This window comes from Pedobacter sp. R20-19, assembly GCF_000708265.2.
GTDB lineage: Bacteria > Bacteroidota > Bacteroidia > Sphingobacteriales > Sphingobacteriaceae > Pedobacter.
The window spans coordinates 643,502-669,045 of the sequence record NZ_JCKI01000001.1; the positions used below are offsets into that span (position 1 = coordinate 643,502).

Annotated in this window: 27 protein-coding genes; 17 read left to right on the top strand and 10 right to left on the bottom strand. The window is 35.4% G+C overall.

Going from position 1 to position 25,544, the window contains the following annotated elements:
* Positions 1-25: 25 nt before the first annotated feature.
* Entirely contained in the window at positions 26-1,705 is a 1,680-nt protein-coding gene (locus tag AN34_RS02845; protein ID WP_029282098.1) for a hypothetical protein, read from the bottom strand.
* Positions 1,706-1,819: 114 nt separating this feature from the next.
* On the opposite strand from AN34_RS02845, the gene AN34_RS02850 reads away from it, so the two are divergent.
* Complete coding sequence (locus tag AN34_RS02850) at positions 1,820-2,656, top strand: N-acetylmuramoyl-L-alanine amidase (protein ID WP_029282100.1); 837 nt, start codon at positions 1,820-1,822, stop codon at positions 2,654-2,656.
* 208 nt (positions 2,657-2,864) lie between these two features.
* On the opposite strand, the gene AN34_RS02855 is transcribed toward AN34_RS02850, so the two are convergent.
* A complete protein-coding gene (locus AN34_RS02855) occupies positions 2,865-4,520 on the bottom strand; it encodes a glutamine--tRNA ligase/YqeY domain fusion protein (RefSeq protein ID WP_029282102.1) in 1,656 nt (551 codons plus the stop codon).
* Between the two features lie 297 nt (positions 4,521-4,817).
* Between AN34_RS02855 and AN34_RS02860 the strand changes: the two genes are divergently transcribed.
* From AN34_RS02860 to AN34_RS02890, 7 genes are all read left to right on the top strand, one after another.
* A complete protein-coding gene (locus tag AN34_RS02860; RefSeq protein ID WP_029282104.1) occupies positions 4,818-5,237 on the top strand; it encodes a cobalamin B12-binding domain-containing protein in 420 nt (139 codons plus the stop codon).
* A 3-nt stretch (positions 5,238-5,240) separates the two neighbouring features.
* A complete protein-coding gene (locus AN34_RS02865) occupies positions 5,241-6,020 on the top strand; it encodes an enoyl-CoA hydratase/isomerase family protein (RefSeq protein ID WP_029282106.1) in 780 nt (259 codons plus the stop codon).
* 172 nt (positions 6,021-6,192) lie between these two features.
* A complete protein-coding gene (locus tag AN34_RS02870; protein ID WP_029282108.1) occupies positions 6,193-7,602 on the top strand; it encodes a sigma-54 dependent transcriptional regulator in 1,410 nt (469 codons plus the stop codon).
* A gap of 70 nt (positions 7,603-7,672) precedes the next feature.
* Positions 7,673-8,722, top strand: coding sequence for an AI-2E family transporter (locus tag AN34_RS02875; protein ID WP_029282110.1), 1,050 nt, complete (start codon positions 7,673-7,675; stop codon positions 8,720-8,722).
* 71 nt (positions 8,723-8,793) lie between these two features.
* A complete protein-coding gene (locus AN34_RS02880) occupies positions 8,794-9,060 on the top strand; it encodes a YtxH domain-containing protein (RefSeq protein ID WP_029282112.1) in 267 nt (88 codons plus the stop codon).
* Positions 9,061-9,114: 54 nt separating this feature from the next.
* Complete coding sequence (locus AN34_RS02885) at positions 9,115-9,495, top strand: hypothetical protein (protein ID WP_029282114.1); 381 nt, start codon at positions 9,115-9,117, stop codon at positions 9,493-9,495.
* Positions 9,482-9,919: a hypothetical protein gene (locus tag AN34_RS02890; protein WP_029282116.1), complete on the top strand. Its 438-nt coding sequence runs from the start codon at positions 9,482-9,484 to the stop codon at positions 9,917-9,919. Before AN34_RS02885 ends, AN34_RS02890 begins: the two co-directional genes overlap by 14 nt.
* A gap of 196 nt (positions 9,920-10,115) precedes the next feature.
* Here AN34_RS02890 and aspS read toward each other — a convergent pair whose 3' ends face one another.
* The 4 genes from aspS to AN34_RS02910 all read right to left on the bottom strand — a co-directional run bounded on the left by aspS (position 10,116) and on the right by AN34_RS02910 (position 13,234).
* Positions 10,116-11,861 (bottom strand): aspartate--tRNA ligase, encoded by a 1,746-nt coding sequence (aspS, locus tag AN34_RS02895; protein WP_029282118.1) that lies wholly within the window; start codon positions 11,859-11,861, stop codon positions 10,116-10,118.
* An 81-nt stretch (positions 11,862-11,942) separates the two neighbouring features.
* Positions 11,943-12,512 (bottom strand): Crp/Fnr family transcriptional regulator, encoded by a 570-nt coding sequence (locus AN34_RS02900; RefSeq protein WP_029282120.1) that lies wholly within the window; start codon positions 12,510-12,512, stop codon positions 11,943-11,945.
* Between the two features lie 19 nt (positions 12,513-12,531).
* The gene (locus AN34_RS02905; protein ID WP_029282122.1) at positions 12,532-12,756 is read right to left on the bottom strand and encodes a DUF2798 domain-containing protein; all 225 of its coding nucleotides are present in this window, start codon (positions 12,754-12,756) and stop codon (positions 12,532-12,534) included.
* A gap of 76 nt (positions 12,757-12,832) precedes the next feature.
* Positions 12,833-13,234, bottom strand: coding sequence for a hypothetical protein (locus AN34_RS02910; protein WP_029282125.1), 402 nt, complete (start codon positions 13,232-13,234; stop codon positions 12,833-12,835).
* A gap of 203 nt (positions 13,235-13,437) precedes the next feature.
* On the opposite strand from AN34_RS02910, the gene AN34_RS02915 reads away from it, so the two are divergent.
* The 7 genes from AN34_RS02915 to AN34_RS02945 all read left to right on the top strand — a co-directional run bounded on the left by AN34_RS02915 (position 13,438) and on the right by AN34_RS02945 (position 19,646).
* The gene (locus tag AN34_RS02915; protein ID WP_029282127.1) at positions 13,438-13,995 is read left to right on the top strand and encodes an RNA polymerase sigma factor; all 558 of its coding nucleotides are present in this window, start codon (positions 13,438-13,440) and stop codon (positions 13,993-13,995) included.
* Positions 13,988-14,515: a hypothetical protein gene (locus AN34_RS02920; RefSeq protein WP_029282129.1), complete on the top strand. Its 528-nt coding sequence runs from the start codon at positions 13,988-13,990 to the stop codon at positions 14,513-14,515. Before AN34_RS02915 ends, AN34_RS02920 begins: the two co-directional genes overlap by 8 nt.
* Positions 14,516-14,636: 121 nt before the next feature.
* Positions 14,637-15,926, top strand: a complete 1,290-nt coding sequence (locus tag AN34_RS02925; protein ID WP_231625470.1) for a hypothetical protein — start codon at positions 14,637-14,639, stop codon at positions 15,924-15,926.
* A gap of 181 nt (positions 15,927-16,107) precedes the next feature.
* On the top strand, positions 16,108-17,469 hold the full coding sequence (locus AN34_RS02930; RefSeq protein WP_029282133.1) for a S41 family peptidase: 1,362 nt from the start codon (positions 16,108-16,110) through the stop codon (positions 17,467-17,469).
* Positions 17,470-17,543: 74 nt separating this feature from the next.
* Complete coding sequence (locus AN34_RS02935) at positions 17,544-18,098, top strand: TlpA disulfide reductase family protein (protein WP_029282135.1); 555 nt, start codon at positions 17,544-17,546, stop codon at positions 18,096-18,098.
* Between the two features lie 74 nt (positions 18,099-18,172).
* Complete coding sequence (locus tag AN34_RS02940) at positions 18,173-18,949, top strand: TerC family protein (protein ID WP_029282137.1); 777 nt, start codon at positions 18,173-18,175, stop codon at positions 18,947-18,949.
* Between the two features lie 67 nt (positions 18,950-19,016).
* Complete coding sequence (locus AN34_RS02945) at positions 19,017-19,646, top strand: Pr6Pr family membrane protein (protein WP_029282139.1); 630 nt, start codon at positions 19,017-19,019, stop codon at positions 19,644-19,646.
* Here the strand turns inward: AN34_RS02945 and AN34_RS02950 are convergent.
* Entirely contained in the window at positions 19,643-20,533 is an 891-nt protein-coding gene (locus AN34_RS02950; RefSeq protein ID WP_029282141.1) for a bestrophin family protein, read from the bottom strand. The two genes, AN34_RS02945 and AN34_RS02950, sit on opposite strands and share 4 nt — an antisense overlap.
* 123 nt (positions 20,534-20,656) lie before the next feature.
* Between AN34_RS02950 and AN34_RS02955 the strand changes: the two genes are divergently transcribed.
* Together AN34_RS02955 and AN34_RS02960 are read left to right on the top strand one after the other, a co-directional pair.
* Positions 20,657-22,174, top strand: a complete 1,518-nt coding sequence (locus tag AN34_RS02955; RefSeq protein WP_029282143.1) for an MFS transporter — start codon at positions 20,657-20,659, stop codon at positions 22,172-22,174.
* 3 nt (positions 22,175-22,177) lie between these two features.
* A complete protein-coding gene (locus tag AN34_RS02960) occupies positions 22,178-22,426 on the top strand; it encodes a DUF6814 family protein (protein WP_029282145.1) in 249 nt (82 codons plus the stop codon).
* A gap of 98 nt (positions 22,427-22,524) precedes the next feature.
* Here the strand turns inward: AN34_RS02960 and AN34_RS02965 are convergent, their stop codons facing one another.
* The 3 genes from AN34_RS02965 to AN34_RS02975 form a co-directional block, all read right to left on the bottom strand.
* On the bottom strand, positions 22,525-23,202 hold the full coding sequence (locus tag AN34_RS02965; protein ID WP_029282147.1) for an OmpA family protein: 678 nt from the start codon (positions 23,200-23,202) through the stop codon (positions 22,525-22,527).
* Positions 23,203-23,376: 174 nt separating this feature from the next.
* Positions 23,377-24,069 carry an ABC transporter ATP-binding protein gene (locus AN34_RS02970; protein ID WP_029282149.1) on the bottom strand — a complete coding sequence of 231 codons (693 nt, stop codon included), beginning with the start codon at positions 24,067-24,069 and terminating at the stop codon, positions 23,377-23,379.
* Between the two features lie 2 nt (positions 24,070-24,071).
* Positions 24,072-25,544, bottom strand: coding sequence for a DUF5687 family protein (locus tag AN34_RS02975; RefSeq protein WP_029282151.1), 1,473 nt, complete (start codon positions 25,542-25,544; stop codon positions 24,072-24,074).

Genomic DNA, 25,544 nt, shown 5'->3' on the forward strand with positions numbered 1-25,544 from the left:
AGTGATGTGCCGTTTTTTATTGCTATTATTTAACGCCTAATACATCTACACCTTGTTCAAAAACAACATCAACCGGAATGTTTTTTCTGGTTAGGCGGTCCAGGTCCTGCTGAAGTGTAGCCGAAATAACTGCTTTTTCCTTTTGCGTTTTCTCTACAGCAGCTTTATCACCGTTTCCTTGTAGAGTAATGATAAATGCACTGAGCTCATTCATTGCAGCGGCAAACTTTTCGAAGTTAACTTTATATGTTCCTTTGGATGTACGCTCAAAAGCGCCCTTTTCTGCGAAGTAATTAAAGCATTGCATATTGGCTTTGCCATGTGCCTCTGATACGCCAAAACGAACTGATCTTAAAATGCCAGCCATAAAGGTGGTGTAATAACTTTTAATGTCGCCTTGGAGCTCGCCTTTTTTTAATAAGCCAGTAACCATATACAAGCCTAATATATCAGCTTTGCCTTCTTCCAGCCAGCTATATTGTTCTTTTAAAGCCTCGCGAACAAAACCTTTTCCGGTAACGGTTTTCTTAATCCCCAAACCATGGGCAACCTCATGAAACATTACATTGGCAAAAAAAGCATCAAACTTAATATATTGCTGCTGATCTGCATCGATTAATTCTTTAGATATTGGAAGAAGAATTTTATCAAATTTCGCTTGCATTGCATTTTTGAGTTGCGAGCGGCGGGTTCCTTTCTCCTGTTGAATTTTCTCATCATTGGGTAAGTTAACTGCAATGGTTTTTGATCCTGCATTACAATCTCCTGCGTAATAAACTACATCGTAAGCATTCAATTCAGAATCTGTTCCCGGTGTTTCGGTTTTATACTTAGCCGATACTGGAAGGTTTTTTTGCAATTCTGGTAAAAGCTTTACGTATTTTGCCAGGCGTTTACTCCATTCTTTATCTTTAATTAAAACATAAGCTTCATAACTGGTACGGGCATTGAAAAGTTTATCTTCATAATTTTCAATCGGACCTATAATAATATCCAATCCGTTTGTTTTCATGTCTAGCCAGGCATAATCACTTGCCGTAAACTTATCCGTTACCAAAGCATCAGCACGTAGATTTAAATATTTTTTTAAACCAGCATCTTCTGCAATTAGTGCTGCTTGTTTCAAAAGGGAACTTGCTCTTTGTAATTCAGAAGCGAATAATACATGATAAGGAACAGTAATGAATTTTCCGAGGCTATCTTTTTTTACCACAGAATAAGATCCAAATTTATCAGTTAATTCAGCTTTTTCAATTTCTTCCTTTGTGGTGCCATAAGGATAAAATGAAGCACCTTCTGGTTTATTTCCAACGCCTGCAACAAAAGGCTTATCATTGTTGAGTCTATCCCATGGACCATAGTTAATGTTAACAAATTCGCGGGTTTTTTCGTCCTTAATGGTGGCCAGTAAACTATCGCGCTGAGGATAGGCCTGTTTCCAATAAAGTTCATCCATAATTTCTGCTGCCTGAATAAGAAGCGGCAGAATTTTGCGGTCGTTAACACTCAATTGATTAAGATTTGTGCTAAGTTTTACCCTTTCATATATAGGAAGTCTGTTTGCTACATAGTCCGTTAAGCTATCTTTTTGTACAACGGTTACTTTTTCTTCAGTAGGTTTGCCTGTATTTGTGCAAGCTGTAAACAAACTTGTAGAACAGGCTATTGCTGATACAAATAGGATGGGTTTGTATAGTTTCTTCATGATTAAAATATATCGCGACTAAATTACTAAAATTTGAAAGCTTTGTAGAAAATTTGATGTAATGGATGAAGTTTAACATAACTTTGTACTTTCATATTTTATTTAAGTAATAACATGTTTTCAGTAAAATCTTATATTTTTAAAGGCACTTCAATTTTGGCACTGGCGCTGCTTCTTTCTTCCTGCAGCACGAGTAAATACGCTGCAACAGAAAAGATTTACAAGCAAAAAAGTAAAGATTTTGCAAAAATAATTTCAGCTACTCCGCCAGAAGGTCAGCTTTATGACCTACAAAATGCAACAAATCAAGCCTGGGTTGGTTCTGTAAATTTTGGGATACGTAAACCTAATTTTGTTATCCTTCACCACACTGCCCAGGATAGCTTAGCCCAAACGATCAAAACCTTTCATTCTACTAAGGCAGAAGTTAGCGCACATTATGTAATTAGCAGGGATGGAAAAGTAGTGCATATGGTAAACGATTATCTGCGATCAAACCATGCCGGTATTGGTAAATGGGGAAAAGACACAGATCTAAACTCTTCTTCGATAGGAATTGAACTAGATAATAATGGCACAACAGACCTATGGCCAGATGCACAGATCAATAGCCTGGTTAAATTATTGGAGACATTAAAAAAGACTTATAATATTCCGACTGCTAATTTCATTGGCCACTCTGATATTGCTCCAAAGCGTAAGCCTGATCCAAATAAGTTTCCATGGAAAAAATTAGCTTTAAAAGGTTTTGGTTATTGGTATGATGATGTACTTAAAAACCCACCTGTAGATTTCGACGGGCCAAATGCCCTAAAATTAATGGGCTATGATACCAGTGATTTGGGCGCTGCAATTGTTGGTTTTAAACGCCACTTTATACAAAGTGATATTACGCCAAAGCTTACGCCAGTTGATTTGTTGGTATTGTATAATGTGTATACGAAATACTAAAAAGGATGAAGGTAAAAAGTTAGAGGTAGGAAGGTAGATGGTAGAAGGATTTGGAGCAGAAGGTAAGGCAAATAGTCATATTTTTTAGAGAAACATTCTAGAATAAGGGGTCCTTGATCTCTGTATTCCCATGGCAATTCTTAATCAATTAAGAAAAAAAACACGGATAAATCTAAGTTCATCCGTGTTTATCTGTCATTATACTTAACTATTTCGGCTTTTTAAAAGTATCTTTTAAAGTTACCGTCCGGTTAAAAACTAACTTTTCTGCAGTAGAATCTTTATCTAAACAGAAATAACCTTTTCTGATAAACTGATAACGGCTATCTAAATCTGCATCAGCTAAAGCTGGCTCAATGAAAGCATTTGGAAGAACAGTTAAACTTTCTGGATTTAAATAGTCTTTAAAATCACCTTCTTCAGCATCTGGTGTTTCAGAAGTGAACAAGCGATCATATAATCTAATTTCTGCTGTTTTAGCATGTTGAACACTTACCCAATGAATCGTTCCTTTGACGTTAATGCCACTGGTGTCATTTCCACTTTTTGATTCTGGAATGTAAGTACAATGAATTTCTGTTACATTACCGTTTTCATCTTTAACAAAATCCTCACACTTTACAATATATGCAAATTTTAAGCGTACCATTGCTCCAGGTGCCAAACGGAACCATTTTTTTGCAGGTACTTCCATAAAATCTTCGCGTTCAATCCAAAGCTCGTTGCTGAAAGGGATTACACGGGTACCACCACCATCTTCAGCTTCAGGATTGTTTTCGCCTATTAAATCTTCTGTTCCTTTTTCATAATTGGTAATCACCAGTTTAATCGGATCTAAAACGGCCATTACACGATTAGCTGATTTATTTAAATCTTCGCGGATGCAAAACTCCAATAAGCTCAGTTCGATTAGGTTTTCACGTTTAGCAATACCGATTCGCTCGCAAAATTCGCGAACACTCTTTGGTGTAAAGCCTCTTCTTCGCAAACCAGAAATAGTTGGCATGCGTGGATCATCCCAGCCATTAACTAAATTCTCATTTACCAATTGCAATAATTTGCGTTTACTCATTACTGTTGAAGTAAGGTTTAAACGTGCAAATTCATATTGTTTAGATGGAAAAATCTCTAGTTTTTCGATAAACCAATCGTATAATTCACGGTGCGAAACGTATTCTAAAGTACAGATAGAATGTGTGATGTTTTCGATACTATCACTTTGGCCGTGTGCAAAATCATACATGGGATAGATACACCATTTGTTGCCTGTACGATGATGTACCGCATGTTTAATGCGGTAGATAATTGGATCTCGCATTAACATATTCGGACTCGCCATATCTATTTTTGCCCTTAAGATATAAGCACCATCAGCAAATTCGCCATTTTTCATTCTGGTGAAGATGTCTAAATTCTCTTCAATGCTGCGGTTACGGTATTTGCTATCTTGTCCTGGTTCAGTTGGCGTGCCCTTTAAAGCTGCAATTTCATCAGCAGAACTCTCATCAACGTATGCTAAACCCTTCTCAATTAATTTAACGGCAAAAGAATATAGTTCATCAAAATAATCTGATGCATATAATTCATTCTTCCAGTTAAAACCTAACCATTTAATATCTTCCTGCTGACTATTAACATATTCTGTTTTTTCTGTAACCGGATTGGTATCGTCAAAACGCAAATTAGTATAGCCGCCATATTTTTGTGTCAGTCCGAAGTTAAGGCATATCGCTTTTGCATGGCCAATGTGTAAATAGCCATTAGGTTCAGGCGGAAAACGCGTCACTAAAGTTTCATACTTGCCACTATTTAGATCGTTCTCAACAATTTCTTCAATAAAGTTCAATGACTTTTCTTCACTCATAAAAACCTGTAAATTAGGAACGCAAAGTTAAAAAGATTGAGCGTATATTATGTAATGATTAGAAAATAGATAATGTAGAAATAGGGAATTGAGGGTACTTATTGAATAGGCTGCTGGAAAATAGCACATAGATTGAGCTTCAATTGCTCTTCACCATTTTCCATCAATATGCAGGAGCTTAAAAATAGAGAATGGGCTGAAAATGTATCTCTATTACCAATTATCGATTTCATGTTAACCATCCTCTATTTCCCATAAAAGAAAAATCGATACATTTACATCAACTTAATATTCACTATGAGCAAAGTATTAAACAGGCCAATACGCGTATTAGTTGCTAAAGTTGGGTTAGATGGCCATGATAGGGGCGCAAAGGTAATTGCTACCTCGTTGCGTGATGCTGGAATGGAAGTCATATATACCGGCTTGCGCCAAACTCCAGAAATGGTGGTTAATACGGCATTGCAGGAAGATGTGGATGCTATAGGCATATCCATCCTATCTGGAGCACATATGACAGTTTTTCCTAAAATCATTCAATTTATGAAAGAAAAGCAACTTGATGACGTTCTATTAACGGGCGGAGGAATTATACCGGAATCGGATCGTAGAAAGCTTGCTGAAATTGGTGTTGGAGCGTTATTTCCTCCAGGAACTACTATGGCAAGTGTTGTAGCATATATTCAGAATTGGGTGGAAGAAAACAGAAATTTTTAAATTATGGCATATCAAAATTTAATATCAGAGATAAAAGAAAACATTCTTTACATTACTATCAATCGCGAAAAAGCTTTAAATGCGCTAAATAGAGAAACACTTGCTGAACTTGCAGATGTGATCAATTTGGCAAATGAAAATGCAGATGTTAGAGGGGTAATTTTAACTGGCTCTGGTGAAAAGGCTTTTGTAGCAGGTGCAGATATTAAAGAATTTTCTGACTATAACGCTGAACAGGGAGAAGAATTGGCCAGAAATGGACAGCATCACGTTTTTAATGCGATTGAAAGGTCTTCAAAGCCTTTTGTTGCTGCCATTAATGGTTTTGCGTTAGGCGGTGGGTTAGAGTTGGCTATGGCCTGCCACATGCGTATAGCTGCAAGTCATGCCAAATTGGGTTTGCCGGAAGTTACATTGGGCTTAATACCGGGTTATGGAGGTACACAAAGGCTCACTCAGCTGGTAGGTAAAGGTAAAGCCATTGAATTAATTACTACAGCAGGCATGATTACAGCCGAGGAAGCTTTAAAAATTGGTTTGGTTAATCATATAGTACCGCATGAAGATTTAATCAATAAAGCAGCAGAAATTTTAAATCTTGTTAAGCAAAGGGCACCTCTTGCGGTATCGGCAGCCATTAAATCTGTAAATGCGGCTGTAAATGAGGTGAATGGTTATGACGTTGAAATTTCAGAATTTGGAAAGTGTTTTGAAACAACGGATTTTAAAGAAGGTGTTTCTGCATTTATTAACAAACGCAAATCATTGTTTAAAGGGCAATAGCACAAACAAATGATTTAAAACGTGAATTTTTTTAATTTAATTGTGGTAAATATTTCCCAATTAAAAACGTTTTCAGTAACTATGCATCCTGTAACTTTCTAAAAATAAGGCTCTATTTCAGGAAAGCCTTATCCTCCTGTTCAGAGGTGTTTAGCTAAACAGTGTCACGCTCATGAAGAAGAAAATTTTAATTGTAGATGATGAAGTAAACATAGGATTGTTGCTGTCAAAATTTCTGGCAAGAGATGGTTTTGAAGTAGCAAATGCTATGTCTGGTGCGTCTGCAATGGATATTTTATCAAAAGAGACATTCGATTTAATTCTTTGTGATTACCGTCTCAATGATACTGATGGTAGAGAAATCTTAATTAAAGTAAAGGAAAACTATCCAACTACAGGCGTAATTATTATTACTGGTTATTCGGATATTAAGCTTGCCGTAGAGTTGATTAAGCTTGGTGCCCATGATTATATTACCAAACCGCTATATCCGGATGAGATTCTATCTGTCATTAATAAAGCTTTAGAAAGTCAGGAAAATTTAAATGAAACTAAGGTGCAGGACGATGCCAGAAGTAATTTGGATCAAGAAGCAGAATATGTTAATTTTAAAGATTTTATTGGTGGCGAAAGTGAAGCATCTGCCAAGCTTTTAAAACAAATCCATCTCATTGCGCCAACATCTTATAGCATTATTTTAACAGGTAAAAGCGGAACAGGAAAAGAAAGAGTAGCTGAAGCCATTCACTCAAATAGTTTACGTAGAGATAAACCTTTTATTGCAATGGATTGTGGATCATTAACCAAAGAGCTTGCCGCAAGTGAATTTTTTGGACATGAAAAAGGTGCTTTTACAGGTGCTTTATTTACCAAAATCGGGCATTTTGAACAAGCAAATGGGGGTACACTATTTTTGGATGAAGTAGGTAATCTATCTTATGAAATTCAGGCCATTCTATTAAGAGCAGTTCAGGAACGTAAGATAAAGCGCATAGGTAGTACAAAAGAGATTGACATTGATGTTCGGATTATTGTAGCAACCAACGAAAATCTGGCTGCAAACATCGAAAAAGGAACATTCCGTGAAGATTTATATCATCGCTTTAATGAATTTTCTATTCATTTACCTTCTCTTAAAGAACGTGGTCATGATATTTTAATTTTTGCTAATAAATTTTTAGCGGTAGCAAATTTAGAATTGAATAAAAAAATTCAGGGTTTTTCTGATGGTGTAAAAAAATGTTTCCTTAATTATAGCTGGCCGGGTAATATACGGGAATTAAAAAATGTAGTAAGAAGATTGGCTTTATTAAGTGATGGAAATGAAATCCAGGTTGATGTCTTACCTCTTGAGCTTTTTAATTACGTGGGCAGCTACGAAAAGGAAAAAAGTTTTAGTCAATTAAAGTCCCAGCAAGATAAACCACAGGATCTAAAAAATGCAGCTCTGGAAGCAGAATATGATGCGATTTTGAGCGTGTTAATTAAGGTTAACTTCAATAAAACCAAGGCGGCACAAATTTTGAATATTGATAGAAAAACACTTTACAATAAGATGAAGGCGATAAAATTAAACGGATAGAATTAAATTTGTTTTTCTATAAAACAAATCAATAGTCTTAGCCATTTAAGAAGTACCGTTCATCTAAACTATGTCAGTATTTTCTCATAAGCAGCGTCAAAATATTAACCTTGTAATCATTATTGCGCTTGGCGTTCTCATTGCATATTCTTTGCAGGATATTTTTTCTGCAATTCTAAGTACACTTGTGATGTATACCATTATGCGTCCAGCTTACATCCATTTGGCAGAGGTTAAAAACTGGAATAAGCGTTTTGTTGCTATCATGCTCATTACCATCAGTATTGTGTTAATCATATTACCTTTTTATGCCCTAAGCAGTATGGTGATTAGTAAAATTTCTGAGTTGAGAAGTAATGAAATCTTTTTTAAAAATTTGCTGATTAAACTTCAGCATATGCTTCCTTTTCGAATCAATGAAAATTTAATACAGGAAGGTTTAAACAGGCTTGGTAACTGGGCCACTCAACTCTTTCCATCATTGATCTCTAGTGCGGTAAATATTATATTGAGTCTGCTTGTGATGTACTTTTTACTCTACTTTATGCTTATTGAAAGAAAGCAATTTGAATTTTCTTTGGTAAAATATGCCCCATTTAGAGAACAAAATGCATTACGTTTTGGCAATGAAATGAAAAATACAACATATGCAAATGTGTTAGGGCAAGGGCTGATTTGTTTGGTACAAGGTTCACTTGTAAGCTTATCCTTTTATGTTTTAGGTTATCAGGATCCTGTGTTTTGGGGGGTAATTACAACATTTATTTCTTTTGTGCCTGTATTGGGGCCGCCAGTTGTATTTGTACCAGCTGCTATTTTACAAATTGTAAACGGTCATAATTTTGAAGGTTGGGCGATGCTGGTTTTTGGTTTTGTGGTGATCATTAATATTGATAATGTACTGAGGTTTATCATTGCAAAAAAAGTTGGCAATATTCATCCTATTATCACCGTAATTGGCGTAATTATTGGTATCCCTTTATTCGGGATTTTAGGACTTGTTTTTGGTCCGCTTTTGCTATCTTATTTTATTCTGCTTATTAAAATTTATGAAAGCAGTACACTGGCATCAGAAAGATTGGAAAGAATTAAAACAAATAATGAGCATATTGAGTTATAAAATATAGCTTAACAATTAAATAATATAGTAATTCTTATATTGTAAACGTTAAACCCTAAAAATACATAATTATGAATGATAACTCGAAAGTAGTAGTTGCCCTTTTAGCAGGATTAGCTGCTGGTGCCGCTTTAGGTATTTTATTTGCACCAGATAAAGGTGATGAAACCCGCGATAAATTAAGCCAGTCTTTAAAAGATTTAGGAGATTCTATTAAAGATAAAGCTGCTGATGAAATCAATAGCTTAGCTAGTTTAAAAGAAAAAGTAGTAAGCTCAATTAAAACCAAATTGAGAAGTGTTGAAGAAGAATATAGTGACGACGTAGAGCACGCATAAGCCACAAAATAAAAGCTGAGCGTTAACCACGCTCAGCTAAATTTCATCTTAACTATGCAAGAAAATAAAGAAAAAGGTATTGAAGATATTTTCGATGATGCCAAAGGCTACCTAGAAGCTAAAGTAGAATACACCAGGCTTTACCTTGTAGAAAAGGTATCTAAGATATTTGCCGATTTAGTAACCAATACGGCAGTAATTGTGTGTTTTATACTGGCCTTTTTATTTGGTAGTGTAACGCTAGCTCTTTTCTTGTCAGATGTTTTAGGCAGTTATACCAGAGGCTTTGGTTGCGTATCATTAATTTATATTTTATTAGCAGTAGTCGTGTATTTAACTAAAGATAAATACATTGAAAAGGCGATCATCAATATTGCCATTAGAAAGTATTTCACTAAACTTGCAGATAAGGAGGAAGAAGATGAGAAGTTATAAAAACATCAATAATCTCGAAGATTTGCAAGCCAGGAAACTCGAGCTTAAAGTAGAGTACACGTTAAAGCAAAATATGCTTGTTGCTGATTCAAAAGCTTATGCAAAACAATTTACGATTGGCGCATTGATTAAAAAATATGCTACTCCAAATAACTTTTTCAAAGCAGATGAAAAGCTAAATATTAGTGGTACAGCGATGTCATTATTGCTTCCTATGGTTATGAATAAGACAATTTTCAGGGGTGCAGGATTTTTAACAAAAGCTGCTGTTGGATTAGTGTCAGGTAAAGTAGGTAAATCATTAGATGCCGAACATATCTCAGCTATTTTTAATTCTGTAAAGGGTTGGTTTGGCGCTAGAAAAGAAAAAAAAGCAAAGAAATTTATTGACTATGGTATTCCACCAGATAGTGAGACTTATTAGTTTCATGATTCATTAGTCATTTGTTCAATAGTTAGCAAAGAGTAAAAATTAACAAAAAGCCTCAGAATTTTAAATTCTGAGGCTTTTTATTTAACCTAATCTACTGGTTGGTATTTCACCAACCGATAGATAGAAGGCTGCTATATGTGCTTCTGGCACAATGAACCAATGACTATTGAACAAATGAACTTTATAATTATAAATCCGTTTTAATTTTCAATTCTTTTAATTGTTTTTCATCAATAGTACTCGGACTATCAATCATCACATCTCTGCCTGAATTGTTTTTAGGGAAAGCGATCACATCACGAATTGAATCTAAGCCAGCGAAAATAGACGTTAAACGGTCAAAACCAAAGGCAATACCACCATGTGGAGGTGCACCAAACTCAAAAGCATCCATTAAAAAACCAAATTGTTTTTGAGCTTCTTCTGTAGTGAAGCCTAAATGTTTGAACATTAAAGCCTGTAGTGTCCGATCATGAATCCGGATAGATCCTCCGCCAACCTCAGTTCCGTTAATTACCATATCATAAGCGTTGGCACGTACGTTTTTAGGGTCTGTGTCCAATAAAGCAATATCTTCCGGCTTAGGAGAAGTAAAAGGGTGGTGCATGGCATGGTAACGTTCCGTTTCTTCGTCCCATTCCAAAAGAGGAAAATCCAATACCCAAAGGGCAGAAAATGTGTTTTTATCACGCAAACCTAAACGATTACCCATTTCTAAACGAAGCTCATTTAATTGTTTACGAACTTTATCTGTAGTGCCTGCTAAAATTAAAAGTAAGTCACCCTTTTCAGTTTCGAATATCTGGCTCCATTGTTTTAAATCTTCTTCGTTAAAAAACTTGTCGACAGATGATTTTATCGTTCCGTCTTCGTTATGGCGGGCATATATTAGTCCGGTTGCACCAATTTGTGGGCGTTTAATAAAGTCTGTTAATTCATCTAGCTGCTTACGTGTATAGCTTGCGGCTCCTTTGGCATTAATTCCAACAACCAATTCTGCATTGTCAAAAACCGGAAAGCCTTTGCCTTTTACCAAATCATTCAGTTCTACAAACTGCATGGCAAAACGGGTATCAGGCTTATCAGAACCATACAAACGCATTGCATCAGCATATTGCATTCTTGGAACCTCTGGTAAATCGTAATTACGGACTTCTTTAAATAAGGTGCGGATTAAGCCCTCAAAAGTATTTAATATATCTTCCTGTTCAATGAAAGACATTTCACAGTCTATTTGTGTAAATTCAGGCTGACGATCTGCTCTTAAATCCTCATCTCTGAAACATTTTACAATCTGAAAATACCTGTCGAAACCTGAAACCATAAGCAATTGCTTAAAGGTTTGTGGCGATTGAGGCAAAGCATAAAATTCACCCTCATTCATACGACTTGGCACCACAAAATCTCTTGCACCTTCCGGAGTAGATTTAATTAATACAGGTGTTTCTACTTCAATAAAATCTAAGGCATCCAGATAGCGACGAACGGATTGCGCTATTTTATGACGCAAAATCAGGTTGTTACGAACTGGGTTACGACGTAAATCCAGGTAACGATATTTCATGCGTAGTTCATCGCCGCCATCAGTATCATCTTCAATCATGAATGGAGGTAACTTAGCCGCATTTAAAATTTCTAAAGATGTAATTTTAATTTCTACATCGCCAGTTGGCATTTTAGGGTTTTTATTGCTGCGCTCTACAACTATACCAGAGGCTTTAATTACAAACTCACGACCTAATAAACGTGCAGATTCACATAGTTCGCGGTTATCATCCATGTTAAAAACCAACTGGGTAATACCATAACGATCGCGAATGTCTATAAAAGTCATTCCACCTAAATCTCTTGATTTTTGTACCCAACCACACAAGGTTACACTTTCACCTAAGTTATTAAGGGTGAGTGCACCACAAGTTACTGTTCTTAACATATATTGTAATCTAAATTGAGCGGCAAAAATACCGAATTAGTTTTAAACTTTGGAATAGAAGATTTGAGCTTTTTTAAGCAATTAGCTTTTGGATTTTAACCTGCTTAGTGTTTCTGGTGAGATATTCAGATAGGATGCGATCATTTTGTTAGAAAGTCTTTTAGCAATAATTGGATTTTGATGAAGTAATTGCTGATACCTTTCCGTAGCATCTGATGTGATGAAAGACATTAATCTGTTTGTGTTGGTTACATAGGCATACTCCAGATAATGGCGATAAAGTTTTTCCCAATGTGGAACAATTGTTAAAAGGTTATAGAAATCGGTTTTATTAATGCTCAGCAATGTGGTGCTTTCTGTAGCCTGAACAAATTCCAAAGACTTTGCCTCGGTAACAAAACTAACCAAAGCCGTTACAAATTGATCTTCGAAGGCAAAAAGTCTGGTTGCTTCACTGCCTTTTTCATTTAAAAAATAGATTCGCAGGCAACCCTTGGTTACAAAATATATTTTATTGCTAATTTGACCTGGACTTACCAAGTGTTCATTTCGCTTTACTCTTAATATAGTAAAAAATGATAAAACAGTTTTTAAATCATTTTCACTAATCTCTATTCGATTGCTGATATAATTAGAAAGCTGTTTGTACATTATTTGTTGTAGTGTTTATTTAGTTTTTTGATGCAATTTTCTCCGCCAGCTTACGGGCAATCGGAATGATCATGAAAGCAGAAAGATATGAAACAGGCAGCATTACACTCCATGCCTTTAAAAATTTGATAAACCAATCTTCGCCAAAGCCATAGTTACGCATCAAGCCTACGAATGCCATAATTAAAGTCATCGGAATTACAACCAATAGTGTGTTGAGGTATTTAAAATATACTTTTTTCATATTAAATTTGTTTTAAAACAAAGATGCAGTGATAAAAAAAGCTAAACTATGATGTAAGTCAATAAATAAGAATGGCTTAATATTTCTCTTCCAGAACCACCTGTACAGAAATTACTTTCCAGGTATCCTGTATTTTTTTCCATTGAAAAACTTCTTCTGTTTGGATGGTTTGCTTTTTTGCAAACAATAATCCTTTCATGTAAACAATTGATTTTCGTGCAATCTTTTCAAAAAGAATCTCACCTTCTATAGATGATTTTATGCGATAATATGATGTAGAAATGTCTTTTGTTTTTTTAAAAAAAGATTCGGTTTGGTAAAGAAGTTCTTTTCGGTCATACACTGTCGAGTCGGCTTTGGTGTAACGAATACTATTATCAAATAGATTCATATACAGGCTAATGTCTTTTCTTTCAAAAGCCAGGTTAGCCTTTTGATGTATGTTATCCAGTTCTTGAGTAATTAAATCAATTTCCATGGCATGAAGTTAAAAATTTGAAACAGGCTTTTAAATTAATTAATAATGAATGTGCTCATCTTTCGAAATTAACAGATGAAAGAGGTAAAAGATTTAAGGATTTCATTATAAATTAAGACACTTTTAAGTTTATTTAAACTTTTTTATACATTGATGCAACGTTTTAAATTCTCTTATGTCTTTTAATCAGAATCTTCGAAATTTTGGAAACGGTATATATCGATAAAAACCTGGAATTAGTAAAAGCATGCATGCAGGGCAGTCGGGCAGCACAGTTTGATTTATACAAATTGTACGCTAGGGCGATGTATAATGTAGCCTTGCGGATTTTAAATTACGAAGAAGAAGCAGAAGATGTTTTGCAAGAATCTTTTCTTGATGCCTTTACCAGAATTGTAGATTTTAGACAGGAAACAACATTTGGACTTTGGCTGAAACAAATTGTAATTAATAAATCCATTAATTATCTGAGGAAACGCAAGATGGAATTTGTAAGCACTGATGAAGTTTCGGAGGTGCCTGATGAAGAAAGTTTTGACGATTATGATACCCGTTTACAAGTAGAAGAGGTTAGAAAAGCAATTACTGAATTGCCAGATGGTTATAGGGTGGTTTTAAGTTTATACCTGTTAGAAGGCTATGATCATGAAGAAATATCACATATTTTAAAAATTAGTGAAAATACAAGTCGCACACAATACATGAGGGCGAAAAAGAAATTGAAAAGCATATTAGAACAGAAAGGGATGAGAGATGAATAATAAATTAGAAACCTTTGTTAAAGAGAACCGGAGATCGTTCGATATCATGGAACCTACGCCAGCACTTTGGGCAAAAATTGAAGAGAAGCTGGATCAAAAAAAAGAAAAAAAACCAATACAGTTATATTTATGGATGAGTGTGGCAGCAGCCATAGTAGTCGTTTTTGGTTTAGGCTGGCTCTATGCGGGAAGAATGCAAAACGGCGCCATCGAAATTGCTGATGTAAATGCTGTTTATGCTAAGAAAGAAGTTCAGTTTGCCGGATTAATTATAGAAAAGAGAGATAGCCTCGCTATTTTTGCTTCCGCAAACCCAGAATTATATAAAAAGTTCACAGCTGATTTAAAGAAACTGGATGAAGAATATGAACGTTTAAAAAATGAACTTCCTACTTCTCCTAACCAAACTTTTGTAGTTAAGGCCATTGTTAAAAACCGTGAAATTCAATTACAATTACTGAAGCAACAGCTATTAATCATAAATCAGGTTGACGATTATAAAAAGGTTAATCAGATTTAAATTCTTGATTCAAAATTTAGTGCTCAATATTTTAAATCAGGTAATTGCTTGTTGCTATTAAAAATTAATGCACAATGGTTTAGGCCGCCGGCAGGTTTACGCCATATTTATAATTAACAATATGAAAACAAAAATATTATTAGCCATTATGGCTTTCATAGCCGTAAAAAGTAATGCACAGGAAAGCATTGTTACAACGATGCCAACAGAAACTTATGCAGTAAACTCCAAAATTTCCACAAATACAAACATAAATACCTCCATTTTATTAAAACAAGATGAGCAAGGTAGTGATAGTGAAAAGTCTAAAACCTATAGTAAAAGTTTTAGTGTAGATGCAAATGATAAAGTGAACCTCAACAATCAATATGGTTCTATTACCATCAAAACCTGGGATAAAAAAGAAGTTAAAGTAGATATAGACATCAAAGCATTTAGTAACTCTGATAGTGAAGCGCAGAAAATGATTAATGCAGTAACCATTGATGCGAGTAAAAATGGTGATGTGGTAACTGTGAGTACCATTATGGGTGAAAGAAATGGCCGTTATGGCCGTGGAACTAAAAATGGAGTAACCACCTGGAGGAGAGAAGTTAAAATCAATTATATCGTTTATATGCCTGCTTCAAATTCACTTACCATTTCTCAGCAATATGGTAATGTAGAGGTCGGTAATATTTTTGGTCCAACTTCATTAAAAGTGCAATATGGAAATCTGGTTGCGGGCAGCCTTAACAACAATAACAATTACGTTAATGTACAATATGGTAAATGCGATATTCGGGAAATCAATGCAGGTGTAGTGAAGCATAGTTATAACGGGCCTGTAAATATCGGGAGTGTTGGCACTTTAGAATTAGATGCAGAGTACGTTGCTGTAAATATTAACAGTATTCGCAGATCAGCAGATCTTAAAATTCAATATGGCAAGGGTTTAACGGTAGGTACCATAGGCGGAAACCTCCTGCTAAATGCAGAATATGCAAAGGTTAATATCAACACAGTTAAAGGAAATATGGTTGCCAAACAAGCTTATGGAGATTTAACTATCGCATCTGCTGGTAAGATAGCTGTAGATGCAGAATACTCCAACGTAACTTTAGGCTCGGTTAATGGCGATGCCAATATCAAAATGGATTATAATCGATTAAATATTAATGAGATCAATCCCGCTTGTAAAAACTTTACTTTTGGAGGCGAATATGTGAGTGTTAGCCTTGGTTTTTCTGATCGTTATAATGGTAATTTTAATGTTTCTACTTCATATGCAGGTTTTAAATTTGGTTCCAATGTATCCTCTTCACTGGCCAGTAAAGATGATGAAGAAAAAAGATATGCAGGTAAGATTGGTAATGGTGGTGCAGGAAATGTAAACATTAAAACCAGTTATGGTGCGGTTACCTTTAAATAAGAATTTCTTAGCTAAACAAATCAGAAGCCTTGCTTATTTTAGTAAGGCTTTCGATTTGTTTATGCTGTTTGATAGGAGTTGCTGTATTTTCTCGAATGCAAATGTCTTTACTTAAACGGTGTTTTTTAGACTGTAGAAAAGTTGAAACTTAAAATCATCCAGATAAAACTGAACAAACAATATGAGAAAAATTCTTTTACTGATGCTCTTGCCTGTGGTAGCTTTCGCTCAATCTCACAAATTAACCAAGGCAGATAAAATTTACGGGTTATCAAAATTTTGGCAGGAAGTAAATTGTAACTTCGTTTATTTAAACAAAATAGATCGGAATAAATGGGATAGTACTTATAAAGCATTGATTACTTCTATTCCAGAAACCAAAACTGATTACGAATATTACCACGAAATGCAACGGTTTTGCGCCACACTTAAAGATGGCCATACCAATATTAACATGCCTGCCGGTAAAGATTTTGAACCGCTAACCACCATGTTTGGCAACTATCGCCTTTTTATCGAAAACGTAGAAGATAAGGCAATCGTTACACGTGTTAACTTTAGCAAAAAGGATGAAATCCCGATTGGAAGTGAGGTTATAGAGGTGAATGGAATGCCCACTACTAAATATATTACTGAAAATGTTGCTCCCTATATCTCTTCATCAACCGATTATGGTTTAAAAGATTGGAGTATAAGTAATCTACTTCAGGGATTAGAAGGAAGTCAGTTCGAAATCAAAATTAAAAAACCTAAGGGGCAGATTTTAAGCTTAAAATTAATTCATCAGCGTACTGAGGAAAAGGAAGTTTTTCCTGAATTCTCCTCATCTCTGCTAGATTTTAAATGGTATCCTAATAACGTAGCCTATATTGCGCTTAACTCGTTTGCAGAGGAGAAAATAGACTCTCTTTTTATCACCAAATTACCAGAATTGTATGAAGCGAAGGGCGTAATTGTTGATTTAAGAAATAACGGAGGCGGAAATACCTCTATTGGAAGCTTCATATTAAAATACTTAACTAACGATAGCTTGCTTTATGGAGCACGCTATTCTACGCGGCAATTGAACTCGGCGTTTAAAGCCTGGCGAAAATATACTGCTGTAAAGGATACTGTTAATAACGAATGGAACAAAAAGGCATTTCTAACTTATCAGGATAATTATTTCTACAATTTCGATTATCATCCACTGAAAAATAATCTTTCGGCAAAGCGAATAGTCGTTCCTACGGTTTTATTAATTGGCCACAATACCGCTTCGGCTGCAGAAGATTTTTTGATTTATGCTGATTACCAAAAACACATGACCAAAATTGGTAGAAATTCTTGTGGAAGTACAGGACAACCTTATTTGTTCGATCTTCCTGGCGGAGGAAGTGCAAGAGTGTGCACAAAAAAAGATACTTATCCGGATGGGCGTGAATTTGTTGGTTATGGCGTAAAACCTGATATAGAAATCATCCCAACAGTAAAAGATTTTATTGCCAATAAGGACGCAACCTTAAATACTGCTGTAGATTACCTGAATAAAAAGATAAAATAATTAACAAGATAAACCAATAAATCTCACCATATTAGTTAGAAGTATGATAACTGCGTTTGAATCATAAAATTTCTATGAGGATTTACTTTGCTACATTTTTTTTGATGGCAGGTTTGGCCAGCGCTCAGGAAAAACCTGTTAAATGGGCTACACAAGAAACTTTTTTTGAAGACCTGGTTAGTAAACCATTGTCAGAATTTCATGGACAAACAGTAGAAGGTAAAAAATTTTCAAGTAAGCAGCTGGAAAATAAGATTATTGTTATCAATTTTTGGTTCGAAAAATGCCCGCCCTGTATTGCTGAAATGCCAACATTAAATAAATTGGTAACTCAATATGGAGCAAAAGGCATCAGGTTTATTGGCTTAACGCATGATGCTCCACAAAGTGCCAGACGTTTTCAGAAACGAAATGGTTATCTGTATGAAATTATATCATTAACCATGGATGAAATTCGCAAGTTAAATATCAACCACGGTTTTCCATCAAATGTTTTGGTTGGGCGAAATGGGAAGATCATCTATGCCACTGCCAATATTTCCTTTTCCGATGTAGCGTTTCAAGCTAAATCAATCCTTTTTGTAGAGAAATTAAAAGCTGAAATCAAAAATCTTCCAGCGTCAAAATAAAACCAATAGTCTAAAAATATGTTTCCATAAACGGCATTGATTTATATATCTTCGCCTGATCAGATAAAATACATATGGATTTTTTAAGTACGCCTGAAGCGTGGATTTCACTCTTAACCTTAACACTGTTGGAAATTGTGTTGGGTATCGATAACATTGTCTTTATTTCCATTCTTTCAGGCAAATTACCACAGGATCAGCAGAAAAAAGCCAGGCAACTGGGCTTAGGATTGGCCATGATTACCAGAGTGCTGTTGCTGCTTTCACTCAGCTGGATCATGACACTTACCTCGCCTTTATTTAATCTTGGAAGCTGGATCGGCATCAACGGTGGGGAGTGGTACGAAAAACTCGCTATATCGGGTCGCGATTTAATTTTAATCATTGGCGGATTATTTTTAATATATAAGAGTACGCATGAAATTCACAATAAGTTGGAAGGTGAAGAAGATGAGGAAGGAAAAACAAAGGTACATTCATTTTGGGCAACAATCATTCAGATTTTAGTGCTGGATATTGTCTTTTCATTGGATTCTGTTATTACTGCTGTAGGCATGGCAGAACATATCGAAATTATGATTGCGGCAGTTGTAATCGCTGTAATCATTATGATGTTTTCAGCAGGAAAGATTAGTGAATTTGTCAATAACCACCCAACAGTAAAAATGCTGGCACTTTCTTTCTTGCTGCTGATTGGCGTTTCATTATTGGCCGAAGGATTAGATCAGCATATTCCGAAAGGTTATGTTTATTTCGCCATGGCCTTTTCAGTTTTGGTTGAAATGCTGAATCTTAAAATGAAAAAGAATACTAAAAAACCAATTGAGTTAAGGAATATGCCGAAGAAATAAACCTTAAAAAGCTTACCATAGTTTTGGATAGCAATTGCTACAAAATACTTTTTTAACCTATACTCTCATGAAACCAGCAGCAATAAAAAGTATATATGTTTCAATCACAGCTATGATGGTTTGGTTTGCATTGGGGCTGCAATTAAAATTAAGCATAGGGCATTCTGGCGGAAATATCTGGCATGCGTTAAAGTTATACTTATCGTTTTTTACTATACTAACCAATATTCTTGTTGCCTGTTGCTTAACCTTCATTATCTTTTTCAAAGGAACAGGCATCAGTAAGTTCTTCAGCAAGGCATCTACCCAAACCGCTATAGCTGTTTATATACTGGTTGTAGGATTGGTTTATAATATTTCGCTCAGAGGATTAACACACCCTGTAGGATTGGATAGGGTAGCAGACGAATTGCTGCATGTGGCAAGTCCTTTGTTATTTCTATGTTTCTGGATCTTTTTTGTTAAAAAAGCAGGGCTTGATTATAAAGATGCAGTGAAATGGCTAATTTATCCTTTACTATATGTGCTTTTAATTGTGGTAAGAGGCTATATTATAAACGCGTACCCTTACCCGTTTATCAACGTTGTTAATCTAGGTTATCCAAAAGCACTATTAAATACTGGTATTATTTTGTTGATAATGTGGGTTTTATCACTGCTTTTTATTTTTATTGGCAAAAAGATGAAGAAAATTTAAAGTATATATTCTTCGTTAATTGGTTTGATTGGTTCGGGTATATCAGTTTCTTCCAGCATTTGTAAAAGATTAATCTCTATAGTTCTGGTAATCTGATTTAATGGAATTCCTGCAGAATTATTTTCAAAAGGATCTACTAAACTCATTCCATTAATTTGGGTAGAAACAAATACAAAACCGATTAACCAACCTAAAAAAATAGCCGCCGGACCAGCAGACTGACTAATCACCAGTGTGAAGGTAACCACAAAAAGCCAGATAAAAACTTTGGTTAAATAAGTATAGGTAGTAGGGAAAATCGTGTTTTTAATCCGCTCACTCATGCCCATCGAATCAGAAAAACGAACCAGCATTTCATTGATTTCAATAAAACGGAAGCCATCAATTTTATTTTCCTTAGAAAGTTTTTGCAATTCTCTTGATTGGATATTTAAGATAGCGTTATGGATATTGGTGTGTTTTCGAACTTCTATCAGGTCTTCAGGCAATAAATATTTAATATAGATTTCATCTACCGTACCTCGTAAACCTGCTTTTAGTGCATACAAAAAGGCTATGTGCCTAAAGATTATCCTTTTTGAACTGGCCTCATCTTCATCTACATAGTTAATTAGAGCCCTTGCAAAAGAGCGGGAATCATTTACCAAAGCGCCCCATATTTTTCTGGCTTCCCACCACCTATCATAAGCCTGATTATTATTAAAGCCAATAAAAAATGCAATAGCTGTACCCAAAACGGTAGGAATGATCGATGGAATTTCAAAATGATGTGCAATTAAATATTCGCGAACAAAATAAGCAGCAGTGCAGGAAGCGATCATAATGAGATCAACTTGCCAGGTGTTCCTTAAGATTCTACTTAATCTAATGTTTTGTATTAAAAGCATATGTTTGGTTTTCGGTGTGAAAATACAAAACTAGTTCCAAAATGATTTACTATTCAAAATTAAATCAATCATAATTTTTTTGTCGCTCAAATGTTTATATTAGGAAACCAAATATTCCTGTTTATGAGCGAAACGTTACCCAAGAATAACATTTTCAAAGTTATTGGTGCATCATCATTGGGCACACTTATCGAATGGTATGATTTTTACATCTTCGGCAGTTTAGCTGTAATTATAGGGCATCAGCTTTTTCCTGAAGATGCAGGGGCTTCGGCACTGATTAATACGCTTGCTATTTTTGCTGCAGGCTTTATCGTTCGGCCTTTCGGGGCTTTGGTTTTTGGAAGGCTAGGTGATTTAATTGGTAGAAAATATACCTTTTTGCTCACACTGGTATTAATGGGAGGATCAACATTTCTGATTGGCCTGATTCCTTCCTATCAAAGCATTGGTTATGCTGCGCCAATTTTAGTGTTGATATTAAGGCTAATTCAAGGATTAGCGCTTGGCGGAGAATATGGTGGAGCAGCAACTTATGTTGCAGAGCATGCGCCAAAAAATAAGAGAGGATTCTTTACCAGTTGGATTCAAACCACGGCTACCTTAGGTTTATTTCTCTCGCTTGGTGTAATCGTTATCACCAAAAATGTTTTAGGTGTAGATGCTTTTGCAGATTGGGGCTGGCGGATTCCTTTTTTACTTTCCATTCTTTTGGTTGTGGTATCGATTTATATCAGAATGAAAATGCATGAATCTCCAATGTTTTCAAAGTTGAAGGCTGAAGGGAATGTTTCTAAAAATCCATTAAAAGAAAGCTTCAATAACAAAGCTAATTTTAAAATGGTCTTGCTGGCTTTGTTTGGTGCAACCATGGGGCAGGGCGTAATCTGGTACACCGGACAATTCTACGCACAATCCTTTCTGGAAAACACTTGCAAGCTTGATTTTAATGATTCGAGATATATTTTACTTTGGGGAATTGCCTTTGCCACACCATTTTTTGTGATTTTTGGTGCATGGAGTGATCGGATTGGTCGCAAGTGGATCATGTTGAGTGGGATGCTTTTGGGGATTATTTTCTACAGGCCCATTTATCAGATCTTTCTGGATGATACGGATACAGCCAAAATGAATTTAACAGAAGCTAAATATGGCACAGTACATAAACGTGAACAAATTGACGGCACTCAAGACAGCTTATATACGGCCATCACGCATGTAGTTTTAAAAAGTGGTGCTTCATTTAATAAAGTTCAGATGGATACCATTTCTGTAAAATCCGGTATTCATCCGGCTAAGGAAATTATAAAAGATAAAATTTTACCAACCCCCATATTCTGGAAGTTTGTTGGATTAATATTTTTTCAGATTTTATTGGTTACCATGGTTTATGGTCCGATTGCCGCATTTTTAGTTGAACTTTTTCCAACTAAAATCAGGTATACCTCCATGTCACTTCCATACCATATTGGTAATGGTGTATTTGGTGGGTTGGTGCCTTTTGTAGCCACCTTAATTGCCAGTTTCTCTGGTTCCACACCACTATCTGGCTTGTGGTATCCGATAGGGATTGCAACTTTGAGCTTTATAATAGGAACTATTTATTTATCGAATAAAAGAGATGAAACGATTAACGATTAAATTATGAATTTTTTAAAGAAATTTTTAGGCTTGGTTTGGATGGTTTTGGGTCCGCTGACTATGGGATTCTTATTGATACAGGCCTTTGATAAGGTAGGCTTTGCACATAGCGATATAGAAAGAACAAATACCATTTTGCAATGGGGAATTATCCTATTTATCTTTTTTCCGATTAGTATTGGCTTGATGATTTTTGGCTATTATGCCTGGAAGGGTGAATACGATCAGTTAGCAGATCATTCATCAGATTAATTTGCTAATGTAAATATGCTACCAAATAAAAAACCCCGATGCTGTTTTAGCATCGGGGTGGATATATGATGACCTCATAGGTAGAGGGTAATTGCTTCTTATCCTTGTTTTTGAGCAGCTTGTTTTAATGAATCGTTCGCAACGATTACAATCTCTACACGACGATTTGCTGCACGGCCTGCATCAGTTTCATTATCGGCAATTGGCTCAGAAAAACCTTTACCAATCGTTACTAATCTTGATGAAGGAACACCTTGAGAAACAGCATAAGCTTTAACTGCTGCTGCTCTTCTTTCTGATAATCCCTGGTTGTAAGATTCTGTACCTTTACTATCAGTATGACCGATGATTTTAATATCGGTATCAGGATATTGATTTAAAGAAGCAGCTAAGCTCTGAACATTTGTTTTAGCGGCATCTTTCAATGCTGTTTTATCAAAATCGAATAGAATACCACTATCAAATTTTACAATAATACCTTCGCCCTCACGAATAACTTCTGCATTAGGGATTGCTTTTTGAATTTCAGCAGCTTGTCTGTCCATTCTACGGCCAATAAATGCACCAGCAGTACCACCAATAGCACCACCGATTAATGCACCCACTGCAGTATTACCTGCTTTTTTACCAATTAATGCACCTACTACACCACCCGCAGCTGCACCAATACCGGCACCTTTTTGTGTTTTGGTTAAACTATCGCAGCTTTGAAATGCGATTGATCCTACTGCTAATCCTATGCTTAATGTTGCTATTCTTACTTTTGAGATACTCATGATTATTTATATTTAAATTCTAAACGATCGTATTCAAACACGATGCCAAAAAATCATTTAAATAAAATTTCTTAATATTTACACAGTTAAGTGTTAAAAAGAATAATATATCTCAATTTAAAATGCAAAATCAAATTGTCATTTATTTATAATGTATCATTCTTAGTACAAGGATTAAGCAGAGAAATAGCTTTCCAGTTCTCTCAGAGTGTTCTCATCTGTTTTAAAATCTTTAATCACTTGTCCCTTTTCTACCAAAATAATTCTATTACATACATCTGTAACGTGATTTAAATCATGGCTGGATATAAAGGTGGTCATGCTACCGGCCTGTGCTTTTAAAAGATTTTTAAGCCGGATTTGAGTAGTTGGATCAAGATTGGCAAAAGGCTCATCTAAAATCAGAATTTCTGGTTTTTGCATCAATGCTGCGGCTATACCTACTTTAACCTGATTACCTTTACTAAAATCTCGAATATACTTGCCGCTATTTAGGATTTCATTATTGAAAAACTCACCATATTGTGTTAAATAGGCGCCTACATCGGCAGTACTTAGCTGATTTAAACTACCAATAAACGTGAAATATTCTTCTGGGGTAAGGTAATCGATCAAAAAGCCTTCATCTAAAAAGGATGCGGTATAATTTTTCCAATTTTCATGGTGGCTAACATTTTCTCCTTTTGATAAAACTTCCCCTTCGGTTGGTCTGATGAGGTCTAAAAGCATCCTGAAAAACGTGGTTTTTCCGGCACCATTATTTCCAACCAAACCAATGGTTTCGCCCGGATTGATTTGGATGTGCTCAATGTTTACAACTGTTTTATCGCCATAAACTTTCTTCAAATTTTTTACTTCTAAAATCATAATTATTCTCTAAAGCCTTCGGCTATTTTATAACGTTGTTTTTCAAATCTTTTTACAATAAAATTCACCCAGAATCCACGCATAAGCAACATGATTAATCCAAATAAACCTATCGCCAATAAGCCCATGTAAGGCTGATGAAATATATTGAAGGCCCAATAAATTAATATCGGGAGTAAAATAAATGGAAAAATAGAAATCCACTGTGTTGCTCCCATGCCTTGCCAGTTAAAGCTGGCACTTCTGGAAATATCCAGTCTTTTGTAATTATAGGTGGCCAATATTAATACCATAACCGTTGTAAAGCCAATATTGTATAAGTAAGCTACCAAATGCAGAATAAGTAATTTTGCGCTAATAAAGCAGTAAAAACTGGCCAGAATAGTAATAATGGTAGAAGCAATGGTAAACAGTAAAAATTTAGCTTTAATAAAATCTTTGAAATCAATTTTATTACTTAACAGACCATCAAAATGTGCACTTTGCCAGGCGAACATAAACTGACCATAACTGATAATAGACATTCCCGTCATAAATACAGCAGCGAATAACATCATCCCAAATGAATTAGCCTGTATCACTTCTGGTTTGTAAAATAGAAAGCCGTAAACAAGAATAATGGTACCCATTAATACGGTACTTCGTGGGCGTTTATGTCTAATAATTAATTTCAACTCTAAGGCTGCAAGTTCACCAGCTTTTCCGAAACGGTTGAAAAAAGCATAATCGGTACTTACCTTTTTCTCTTGTTTAGCACTCAATTCTTCTACGTAGAGATTTTTACGTAAAAAAGCAGCATTGATTTTAAAAATTAAAAACGCAACCAACGGAAAAATCAGCGCAAGTAATGGTTGTTTGGTAATGGCCTTAAATACCCAATCTGACCCAGCCATAATGGAGATTACCTTAAAATATTCCAATGCAACAAAAGCTGAAACAACGGCTAGGCCACCAATGGTAAAGAGAATGTTGGAAATTGATTTCCTTTTAAGAAACAGGATAAGATAATTGTTCAGCAGCATTAAAGAAATAATGCTTAAAATATAAGCTGCAACAACAATAAAGCCATTCTGCGGTAATATGGCTACGAAACAAAAGGGTAGAAATAGTAAAAATGGCCAAAGGTTGAATACTGAAAATAGCGCCTTGATATTTAAAAAAGATACAATTTTGCTTTTTGAGATTTTTAGATGAAGATAGGGGATGATGCTTAATGTGGGTAATTCCTGCAATTGTAAACGCATCAGGAAGTCAAAAGCAAAATAATAGAGAATAACACCGTTGAAACTGGTGATAGCATCCTGATGAGGTAAAAATTTAGGTAAGAAAATTTTCATTCCAAATCCTACTCCAAGGGCAACCAGTAAAAAATAGAGCATAAAAAGGCCTAAAACAACCTGAGCGGCAATGCTGCCACCCCTGTTTCGCGAACGCCAGAAAGATTTCCTTTGATGGCTTAAGAAAGTATTGAGCAT

Bases quoted from the DNA above. Each gene is read 5' to 3' on its own strand.
- AN34_RS02930 (WP_029282133.1), top strand. From the start codon at position 16,108: ATGAGAAAAATTCTTTTACTGATGCTCTTGCCTGTGGTAGCTTTCGCT.
- AN34_RS02880 (WP_029282112.1), top strand. From the start codon at position 8,794: ATGAATGATAACTCGAAAGTAGTAGTTGCCCTTTTAGCAGGATTAGCT.
- AN34_RS02910 (WP_029282125.1), bottom strand. From the start codon at position 13,234: ATGGAAATTGATTTAATTACTCAAGAACTGGATAACATACATCAAAAG.
- AN34_RS02940 (WP_029282137.1), top strand. From the start codon at position 18,173: ATGGATTTTTTAAGTACGCCTGAAGCGTGGATTTCACTCTTAACCTTA.
- AN34_RS02920 (WP_029282129.1), top strand. From the start codon at position 13,988: ATGAATAATAAATTAGAAACCTTTGTTAAAGAGAACCGGAGATCGTTC.
- AN34_RS02845 (WP_029282098.1), bottom strand. From the start codon at position 1,705: ATGAAGAAACTATACAAACCCATCCTATTTGTATCAGCAATAGCCTGT.
- AN34_RS02945 (WP_029282139.1), top strand. From the start codon at position 19,017: ATGAAACCAGCAGCAATAAAAAGTATATATGTTTCAATCACAGCTATG.
- AN34_RS02855 (WP_029282102.1), bottom strand. From the start codon at position 4,520: ATGAGTGAAGAAAAGTCATTGAACTTTATTGAAGAAATTGTTGAGAAC.
- AN34_RS02900 (WP_029282120.1), bottom strand. From the start codon at position 12,512: ATGTACAAACAGCTTTCTAATTATATCAGCAATCGAATAGAGATTAGT.
- aspS (WP_029282118.1), bottom strand. From the start codon at position 11,861: ATGTTAAGAACAGTAACTTGTGGTGCACTCACCCTTAATAACTTAGGT.
- AN34_RS02885 (WP_029282114.1), top strand. From the start codon at position 9,115: ATGCAAGAAAATAAAGAAAAAGGTATTGAAGATATTTTCGATGATGCC.
- AN34_RS02870 (WP_029282108.1), top strand. From the start codon at position 6,193: ATGAAGAAGAAAATTTTAATTGTAGATGATGAAGTAAACATAGGATTG.
- AN34_RS02850 (WP_029282100.1), top strand. From the start codon at position 1,820: ATGTTTTCAGTAAAATCTTATATTTTTAAAGGCACTTCAATTTTGGCA.
- AN34_RS02960 (WP_029282145.1), top strand. From the start codon at position 22,178: ATGAATTTTTTAAAGAAATTTTTAGGCTTGGTTTGGATGGTTTTGGGT.
- AN34_RS02875 (WP_029282110.1), top strand. From the start codon at position 7,673: ATGTCAGTATTTTCTCATAAGCAGCGTCAAAATATTAACCTTGTAATC.
- AN34_RS02865 (WP_029282106.1), top strand. From the start codon at position 5,241: ATGGCATATCAAAATTTAATATCAGAGATAAAAGAAAACATTCTTTAC.
- AN34_RS02890 (WP_029282116.1), top strand. From the start codon at position 9,482: ATGAGAAGTTATAAAAACATCAATAATCTCGAAGATTTGCAAGCCAGG.
- AN34_RS02970 (WP_029282149.1), bottom strand. From the start codon at position 24,069: ATGATTTTAGAAGTAAAAAATTTGAAGAAAGTTTATGGCGATAAAACA.
- AN34_RS02935 (WP_029282135.1), top strand. From the start codon at position 17,544: ATGAGGATTTACTTTGCTACATTTTTTTTGATGGCAGGTTTGGCCAGC.
- AN34_RS02950 (WP_029282141.1), bottom strand. From the start codon at position 20,533: ATGCTTTTAATACAAAACATTAGATTAAGTAGAATCTTAAGGAACACC.
- AN34_RS02925 (WP_231625470.1), top strand. From the start codon at position 14,637: ATGAAAACAAAAATATTATTAGCCATTATGGCTTTCATAGCCGTAAAA.
- AN34_RS02965 (WP_029282147.1), bottom strand. From the start codon at position 23,202: ATGAGTATCTCAAAAGTAAGAATAGCAACATTAAGCATAGGATTAGCA.
- AN34_RS02905 (WP_029282122.1), bottom strand. From the start codon at position 12,756: ATGAAAAAAGTATATTTTAAATACCTCAACACACTATTGGTTGTAATT.
- AN34_RS02975 (WP_029282151.1), bottom strand. From the start codon at position 25,544: ATGCTCAATACTTTCTTAAGCCATCAAAGGAAATCTTTCTGGCGTTCG.
- AN34_RS02955 (WP_029282143.1), top strand. From the start codon at position 20,657: ATGAGCGAAACGTTACCCAAGAATAACATTTTCAAAGTTATTGGTGCA.
- AN34_RS02860 (WP_029282104.1), top strand. From the start codon at position 4,818: ATGAGCAAAGTATTAAACAGGCCAATACGCGTATTAGTTGCTAAAGTT.